Below are 8,194 nucleotides of genomic sequence, written 5' to 3' on the forward strand. Positions count from 1 at the left end.
CCCATGGCCGGTGCCGACGCGGTCGAGACGCACGTCGTGGTGGTCGGCGCCGGTCCCGTCGGGCTGATGCTCGCCGGGGAACTGCGGCTCGGCGGCGCCGAAGTGACCGTACTGGAACGGCTGGACGCCCCGACGGCCGAGTCGCGGGCGTCCACCCTGCACGCCCGCACCATGGAACTGCTCCGGCAGCGCGGCCTGCTCGACGGGCCCGGCGGCTTCGGCGACCCCGAGCCGCCGCCCCACGAACCCCGCGGACACTTCGGCGGCCTCCCGCTCGACCTCACCCTGCCCAGCAGCCACCCCGGGCAGTGGAAGGTCCCGCAGACCCGCACCGAGGAACTCCTCGGCGCCTGGGCGCGGCGGCTCGGGGCGCGGGTACTGCGCGGCCACCAGGTCGTGGCGCTGCGGCAGGACCGCGACCGGGTTGTCGTGACCGCCGAACGCGGAGGCGAGCGCAAGGAGTTCACCGCGCGGTACGTGGCCGGCTGCGACGGGGAGCGATCCGTCGTACGCCGCCTCGCGAACATCCCCTTCCCCGGCAACGACGCCGGACGGGAGCTGATCCGCGCCGACGTCGACGGCATAGACGTCCCGAACCGACGGTTCCAGCGGCTGCCGAACGGACTCGCCATCGCCGCCCGGCGCGGCGACGGGGTCACCCGGGTGATGGTCCACCGGTTCGGCACCCCGCCCCGTGGCTCGGGCGAGGCGGAGTTCGCCGACATCGTGACCGCCTGGCGGGACGTCACCGGCGAGGACATCGCCCACGGCACCCCGCTGTGGGTCAACTCCTTCGGCGACGTGTCCCGGCAGGCCGAGCGCTACCGCACCGGCCGGGTGCTGCTCGCCGGCGACGCGGCCCACCAGCAGATGCCGATCGGCGGCCAGGCCCTCAACCTCGGCCTCCAGGACGCCGTCAACCTGGGCTGGAAGCTCGCGGCCACCGTCCTCGGCCGGGCCCCGGCCGGGCTGCTGGACACGTATCACGACGAACGGCACGCGGTCGGGCGGCGCGTGCTGTCCAACATCCGCGCCCAGGCCCGGCTGCTGCTCGGCGGGCCCGAGGTGGACCCGGTGCGCTCGGTCGTCGGCGAACTCACCTCGTACGAGAACGTCCGCGCGCACCTCGCCGGGATGATCAGCGGTCTCGACGTGCGGTACGGCGACGATCCGCAGGGCGACGGACCCGGTCCCGTCGGCGCACGGCTGCCCGAGCTGCGGCTGGACTCGGGCGCGACCACCGCCGAACTGCTGCACCCCGCACGGGGGTTGCTGCTCGTCACGGACGGGTCGCTGACCGGGGCGGCCGGCGACTGGTCGGCCTCGGTCGACACGGTCACCGCCCGTCCCGAGGACACCGGTCCGCTCTCCTTCGGGGCCGTGCTCGTACGACCCGACGGTTACGTCGCCTGGGCGGGCAACTCCGCGGACGGGCTGCGCGAGGCCCTCGGCCGCTGGTTCGCACCCACCGCACCCGCTGCCCCCGCCACGCGGGCCGTCGCCCACTCACCACAACTGACTGGCAGGAGAAGGAAGATGGGTAACCTGACCGGAAAGACGGCCCTTGTCACCGGCGCCAGCCGGGGCATGGGCCGGGCCACCGCCGAGCGGCTCGCCGCCGACGGCGCGCTGGTCGCCGTGCACTACGGCACCAGCGAGGAGGCCGCCGCCGAGGTGGTCGCCGGTATCGAGAAGGACGGCGGCCGGGCGTTCGCGGTCAAGGCCGAGCTGGGCACGCCCGGCGACGTCCACGAGCTGTTCCTCGCCGTGGAGGCGGGGCTGAAGGAGCGCACCGGCGAGACCGAGCTGAACATCCTGGTCAACAACGCCGGTGTGATGGGCGGGGTCAAGGCCGAGGACACCACCCCTGAGCAGTTCGACCGGATCTTCGCCGTCAACGCGAAGGCGCCGTTCTTCGTCATCCAGCGGGCCCTGGTCAACATGCCCGACGGCGGCCGGATCGTGAACATCTCCTCGGGCCTGACCCGGTTCGCCAATCCGGACGAGATCGCCTACGCCATGAGCAAGGGCGCGGTGGAGCAGCTGGCGCTCCACTACGCCAAGCTGCTCGGCCCGCGCGGGATCACCGTGAACAGCGTCGCGCCGGGCATCACCCGCAACGGCAACCCGGTGTTCGGCATCCCCGAGGCCGTCGAGGCCATGTCGGCGCTGTCCACCTTCAACCGGGTCGGCGAACCGCAGGACGTCGCCGACGTCATCGCCTTCCTCGTCTCCGACGACGCCCGCTGGGTCACCGGCTCCTTCGTCGACGCGAGCGGCGGCACGCTCCTCGGGTGACGCGGTGACCAGGACCCTTCCGTCACCGGTCGCCGCCGGCCCGGACGAGCGGTTCGGCCCCCGGCTGTGGGGCCTGCTGCTCGTCCTCGCGGGCAACATGCTCATCGACGCGCTGGAGGTGTCCGTCGCGGTGGTGGCACTGCCCGCCATCGGCACGGACCTCGGGGTGGCGCCGACCGTCGGCCAGTGGGCGATGACCGGCTTCGCCGCCGGCTTCGGCGGACTGCTGCTGTTCGGCGCCCGCGTGGTGACCCTGCTCGGCCGCCGCCGTGTCTATCTGGCGGCCCTGCTCGCCTTCGCCGCCGCGTCCGCGCTCAGCGCCCTCGCCCAGGATCCGTGGCTGCTTCTGGCCACCCGCCTGGTCAAGGGCTTCTGCGCGGCCCTCACGGCCCCCACCGGCCTCGCCATCATCACCAGCACCTTCCCCGAGGGCCGCCCCCGATCCCGCGCCGTCTCCGTCTACACCCTCTTCGGCGCCGGTGGCTTCACCGCGGGCCTGATCCTCTCCGGCTGGCTGACGGAGACGTCCTGGCGCTGGGCGTTCGCGTTTCCGGCACCGGTGGTGCTGGTGCTGTTCGCGTTCGGGCTGAGCCTGATCCCGAAGGAAGCCGACCCGAACCCCGTGACGAGGGGTGGTGGCGGCGCCCCGAAGGGGCGCGGGGCTGTACCGGACTTGCGGCTGCCGCCGCGTGGGCGCGACCAGCCCCCACCGAGCCGCACCCGAACGACGGCGTCGCGGCGCTACGACATCCCCGGCGCCCTCACCCTCCTGGCAACCCTCCTCGCCCTCGTCCAGGGCATCACCCAGCTCCCCGGCCGCGGCTGGAGCGACCCGAGAGCCGTCGGGCCGCTCTGCGCGGCCGCACTGCTGCTGGCGGCGCTGTGGCAGATCGAGCGCAGATCGGCCGACCCCCTGTTCGAACTCGGCCCCTTGCGCAGCGACCCCGTCCTGCTCCGCTCCGCCGCCGGCGCCGCCTGCCTCAACGGCTCCTACCTGGGCCTCCTGTTCGTCCTGACGTACCGGACCCAGACCCTCGGCCACTGGTCCCCGCTGCACGCCGCGCTCGCCCTCACCCCGGCCGCCGCACCCCCCGCGCTCACCGCGCTCGCCTCCGGCCGCCTGGTCACCAGGTTCGGCGCCCCCCGTCTCATCGTGGCCGGCGCCGCCTGTGCGTTCGCCGGCTACCTGCTCCAACTGCGTCCCCACGCGTGGCCGTTGGACTACCCCGGCCGCATGCTGCCCACGCTGCTGCTGGTCGGCGCCGGCTTCGTGCTGTCCTTCGCCGCGCTGAACATGCAGGCGATGTCCCGCCTCGCGCCCGCCGACAGGCTCACCGGCAGTGGCCTGTACCAGACGGCCGTACAGCTCGCCGCGGTCGTCACGGTCGCACTCGTCGCCGCGCTGCTCGCCGCCCGGGCGCCCGCGCCCGGCGCCGGCCCGGCCGCCGCGGCGGACGCCTGCCGGCCCGCGCTGACCCTGGTCGCCGTCCTCGGCTTCCTGGGCCTGCTCGTCGGCCTCACCGGCCTGATCCGAAAAACCCCACCCTCCTCACTCCACGACGGGGAATGACCATGGACCAGACAACGCAGACCTGGGTCTTCGACGGCCTGGAGGACGAATTAGACGATCTGGACTACGAGTTCGAGCGCGACCAGATCGTCGAGGTGATCCCGCCCAGCCTGGCGCACCTAGCCTCCGTCGGCCTCGCCGAACGCACCAGGATCATCGACGCCTACGTGCGCGGCGAACTCGCCCGGGTGCTGCGGGTGTCGCCGGAGAGCATCGACACCGTGGGCCGCCCGATGAACAGCCTGGGCATCGGGTCCATCAACGGCCTGGAGCTGCAGCGCCGGATGGAGGCCGCGCTGCGCGTCGACGTCAACCTCAACCGGCTGCTGCGCGCCAACAGCGCCGCCGAGCTGGTCGAGTGCCTGGCCGGACAGCTCGGCCCGGAGGACAGTCCGCACAAGCACGCCGGGAGGGCCGAGTACCACCTGGTCGCGCACGACGCGCCGAGCCCGAGGTGACCGGGCGGATGCCGGTGCTGGAGTTCGGCACGGCCCCCCTCGCCGTCGCCCCCAGGCTGCCGGCCGCCGGGCAGCTGGACGTCTGGCTGGTCCGCCGGGCGCAGCTGGAGACCGCGGCCGAGCTGCTCGACCTGACCGAGCTGAGCGAGGCGGAGCGCCGGCGGACCGCGTCCTTCGTCCGGCCCACGGACGGGGTGACGTACGCCTCGGCGCACGTCGCCCTGCGCCGGCTGCTCGGGGCCTACCTGGGACTGGCCCCGCAGGACGTGCCGTTCGTGCGGGAGCCCTGCCCGGGCTGCGCGGAGCCGCACGGCCGCCCGGCCGTCACCCACCCCGACCCGCCGCTGCACTTCTCGCTGGCGCACAGCCACGGCATGGCCGTGGTCGCCGTCTCCCGTGCGGTCGTCGGCGCCGACGTGGAGCGGCTGCCGCGGGCCGAGACCGTCGAGGTGTGCACCCCGGCGCTGCACCCGGGGGAGCAGGCGGAGCTGGCGGCGCTCGACGACGCCGGGCAGCGGCGCGCCGCGTTCGGGCGGCTGTGGACCCGCAAGGAGGCCTACCTCAAGGCGCTGGGCACCGGTCTGTCCCGCGACCCCGGCCACGACTACCTGGGTGCCGACCGGCACCGCAGGCCGGCCGGCTGGACGCTGCTCGACCTGCCGTCCGGACCCCGGCACAACGCGGCCGTCGCGGTGCGCGGCGGGGCCCCTGAGCAGGTCACCGTGCGCTGGGTGCCGCCGTTCGCGCTGTACGCGGGACAGACGGTCGACCTGGACACCGACGGCACCGTGGGCGTGCCCGTGCACCGGGGCGCCGAAGGCACGACCACCGCAGTATCCGACTGGGGAGCGTGACCCACCAATGTCACTCGAACAGAAAGCCGACCGCCCGAGTCTGCACGACCGTGAGCACCGCGGTCAGTGGAGCGCCGCCGAGCGGATCGAGGAGCTCGGCCTGATGAAGGAGGCCGCCCGGCACGGCGATCCGCTCGCCACCGAGCGCCAGCACGCCAAGGGCAAGCTCACCGCGTACGAACGTATCGAACTCCTGCTCGACGAGGGGTCGTTCAACGAGGTCGAGATGCTCCGCCGGCACCGGGCCACCGGCTTCGGTCTGGAGAAGAAGCGGCCGTACACCGACGGGGTGATCACCGGCTGGGGCACGGTCCACGGCCGTACCGTCTTCGTCTACGCGCACGACTTCCGCATCTTCGGCGGCGCCCTCGGCGAGGCCCACGCCCAGAAGATCCACAAGATCATGGACATGGCGGTCGCGGCCGGGGCCCCGCTGGTCTCCCTCAACGACGGTGCCGGCGCCCGGATCCAGGAGGGTGTCTCGGCCCTCGCCGGCTACGGCGGCATCTTCCAGCGCAACACCCGCGCCTCCGGGGTGATCCCGCAGATCAGCGTGATGCTCGGCCCGTGCGCGGGAGGCGCCGCCTACTCGCCGGCCCTGACCGACTTCGTCTTCATGGTCCGCGACATCTCCCAGATGTTCATCACCGGGCCCGACGTGGTCAAGGCGGTGACCGGCGAGGAGATCACCCAGAACGACCTCGGCGGCGCCGACGTCCACGCCACCGCCTCCGGCGTGGCCCACTTCGCCTACGACGACGTGCGCAGCTGCCTGGAGGACGTACGGCACCTGCTGTCGCTGCTGCCGTCCAACAACCGCGACCTGCCGCCCCGGGTGCCCAGCGAGGACCCCGCCGACCGGCGCACCGACCATCTCCTCGAACTGGTCCCGGAGGACCCCGGCCGGGTCTACGACATCCGGTCCGTCATCGAGGAGATCGTCGACGACGGCGACTGCTTCGAGATCCAGCCCGGCTTCGCGACCAACGTGGTGTGCGCGCTGTCCCGGCTGGACGGCGAGGTCGTCGGCATCGTCGCCAGCCAGCCCGCCTCCTTCGCCGGCGTCCTGGACATCGACGCCAGCGAGAAGGCGGCACGGTTCGTGCAGTTCTGCGACGCCTTCAACATCCCGCTGGTCACCCTGATCGACGTACCGGGCTTCCTGCCGGGCGTGGACCAGGAGCACAACGGCATCATCCGGCGCGGCGCCAAGCTGCTCTACGCCTACTGCAACGCCACCGTGCCGCGCATCTCCCTGGTGCTGCGCAAGGCCTACGGCGGTGCGTACATCGTCATGGACTCCCGCTCGATCGGCACGGACCTGGCGCTGGCCTGGCCGTCCAACGAGATCGCCGTGATGGGCGCCGAGGGCGCGGCCAACGTCATCTTCCGCCGGGAGATCGCGGCCGCCGACGACCCCGAGTCCACCCGCGCGCAGAAGATCAAGGAGTACCAGGCGGAGCTGATGCACCCCTACTACGCGGCCGAACGGGGTCTGATCGACGACGTCATCGACCCGCGGCAGACCCGCTCCACCCTGATCCGCGCCCTGGCGATGCTGCGAAGCAAGCAGGCCGACCTGCCGTGCCGCAAGCACGGCAACCCGCCGCAGTGAGCACGGCGGAGGCCGCGACCGGCCCGTACGGCACGGGCGGCGCGGGAGCCGCGGGAGGCACCGCCGGCTCGGGCGGCACCGGCGGCCTGGCCGGCGTGGGTGGCTCCGGAGGCCCGGCCGGCGTGGGTGGCTCCGGAGGCCCGGCCGGCACCCGCGATCCGGCCGGCACCGGCGGCGCGGACGGTACCGGTGGTACCCGCGGCGCGGACGGCGCCCTGGTCATCAGGGTCGTGAAAGGCGTGGCGAGCCCCGCCGAGCTGGCCGCCCTGACCACCGTCCTGCTGGCCCGCGCGGCCGCCCTGGCCGCGGCGGACCCCTGCCCGCTGGAGCCCCGCCCGGTGGCCGGCTGGCGCCGCCCGGAACGCCTCGCGGCGCACCGCGACCCCCGCGGCTGGCGGGTCGCGGGCAGTCCCGCGGCCTGACGGCCCCCTCACCCGAATTGGAGTCACGGACCCCATGACGTCCCCGTCCCTCGACCACGCCGGCACGGTCCTCGAACTGCGTGCCGAGCTCGACGCCCTGCGTGCCGAGTTCGCCGTACTCGCGGACCGTGCGGCCGTCGCCGAACTGATCGACCGCTACATCACCCTCCTCGACACCCAGGACGAACACGGCTTCGATCCCGCCTGGCCGGCCACGGTCTTCACCCAGGACTGCCGGCTGGAGTTCCCGGTCGGCACGGTCGAGGGCCGTGACCAGGCCGCCGCCTTCCACTACGACCGCAAGTCCCGCTTCGCCCGCACCCACCACCTGGCCGCCAACTACGGCATCCGGGTCGACGGGGACACCGCCCGGATCCGCGTCCATCTCGTCGCGTCCCATGTCCACCACGACGACGGTCCGGACCCGGACGGCCGCTTCGACATCGGCGGCCACAGCGAGGGCGAGGCGGTCCGTACCCCGGACGGCTGGCGGCTCAGCCGCTGGCGCTTCCACCTGACGTGGTCCGACGGCGCCGGCCCGCGCCCCGGCCCCGACCCCCGTGCACTGCGCAGCTCCCAGCCACGCCCACGCCAGACGAAAGGACGATGAGACCGTGTCAGCCACACCGACCACCGCGCTCGACCTGGGCGCCCTGCGCGAGACTCCCGGCGACGACCGGCGGCGCGCGTTCGAGACGTTTTTGTGCCGGAACCTCGCCCAGCACCTGGACATCCCGCCGGCCCACCGCATCGCCCGCAACCGGCCCCTCTACACCCAGGGCATCGACTCCCTCACGGCCCTGACCCTCCAGCGCACCCTGGAGTCGGCCCTGAACATCCCGGTGCCCGCCCATCACCTCCTGCGCGAACAGTCGGTGGGTGAACTGGCCGCGACGCTGAGCGACTTGGTCGACCGGGCCTGAACCTGCCGGTCTCCTGTGCCGTGGCGGTGGAGGAGGAGGGCAACAAAACCCCCA

At 73.5% G+C, this 8,194-nt stretch carries 8 protein-coding genes; all 8 read left to right on the top strand.

The window, feature by feature from the left end:
* Positions 1-3: 3 nt before the first annotated feature.
* The 8 genes from ACFXI4_RS41575 (at position 4) to ACFXI4_RS41610 (ending at position 8,140) form a co-directional block, all read left to right on the top strand.
* The gene (locus ACFXI4_RS41575; protein ID WP_385002021.1) at positions 4-2,298 is read left to right on the top strand and encodes an SDR family oxidoreductase; all 2,295 of its coding nucleotides are present in this window, start codon (positions 4-6) and stop codon (positions 2,296-2,298) included.
* Positions 2,299-2,302: 4 nt separating this feature from the next.
* The gene (locus ACFXI4_RS41580; protein WP_385002023.1) at positions 2,303-3,868 is read left to right on the top strand and encodes an MFS transporter; all 1,566 of its coding nucleotides are present in this window, start codon (positions 2,303-2,305) and stop codon (positions 3,866-3,868) included.
* A 2-nt stretch (positions 3,869-3,870) separates the two neighbouring features.
* Complete coding sequence (locus tag ACFXI4_RS41585; protein WP_362730617.1) at positions 3,871-4,326, top strand: acyl carrier protein; 456 nt, start codon at positions 3,871-3,873, stop codon at positions 4,324-4,326.
* A gap of 8 nt (positions 4,327-4,334) precedes the next feature.
* Entirely contained in the window at positions 4,335-5,180 is an 846-nt protein-coding gene (locus ACFXI4_RS41590) for a 4'-phosphopantetheinyl transferase family protein (protein ID WP_385002026.1), read from the top strand.
* A gap of 103 nt (positions 5,181-5,283) precedes the next feature.
* Positions 5,284-6,795 carry an acyl-CoA carboxylase subunit beta gene (locus ACFXI4_RS41595; RefSeq protein WP_385002040.1) on the top strand — a complete coding sequence of 504 codons (1,512 nt, stop codon included), beginning with the start codon at positions 5,284-5,286 and terminating at the stop codon, positions 6,793-6,795.
* Entirely contained in the window at positions 6,792-7,217 is a 426-nt protein-coding gene (locus tag ACFXI4_RS41600) for an acyl-CoA carboxylase epsilon subunit (RefSeq protein ID WP_385002029.1), read from the top strand. The genes ACFXI4_RS41595 and ACFXI4_RS41600 overlap by 4 nt, the downstream gene beginning before the upstream one ends.
* A 34-nt stretch (positions 7,218-7,251) precedes the next feature.
* Positions 7,252-7,827, top strand: coding sequence for a nuclear transport factor 2 family protein (locus tag ACFXI4_RS41605; RefSeq protein WP_385002033.1), 576 nt, complete (start codon positions 7,252-7,254; stop codon positions 7,825-7,827).
* Between the two features lie 4 nt (positions 7,828-7,831).
* Positions 7,832-8,140 (top strand): acyl carrier protein, encoded by a 309-nt coding sequence (locus ACFXI4_RS41610; protein WP_385002036.1) that lies wholly within the window; start codon positions 7,832-7,834, stop codon positions 8,138-8,140.
* The last annotated feature ends 54 nt before the right edge of the window (positions 8,141-8,194 follow it).

Source organism: Streptomyces sp. NPDC059224 (assembly GCF_042754285.1).
Classification (GTDB): Bacteria; Actinomycetota; Actinomycetes; order Streptomycetales; family Streptomycetaceae; genus Streptomyces.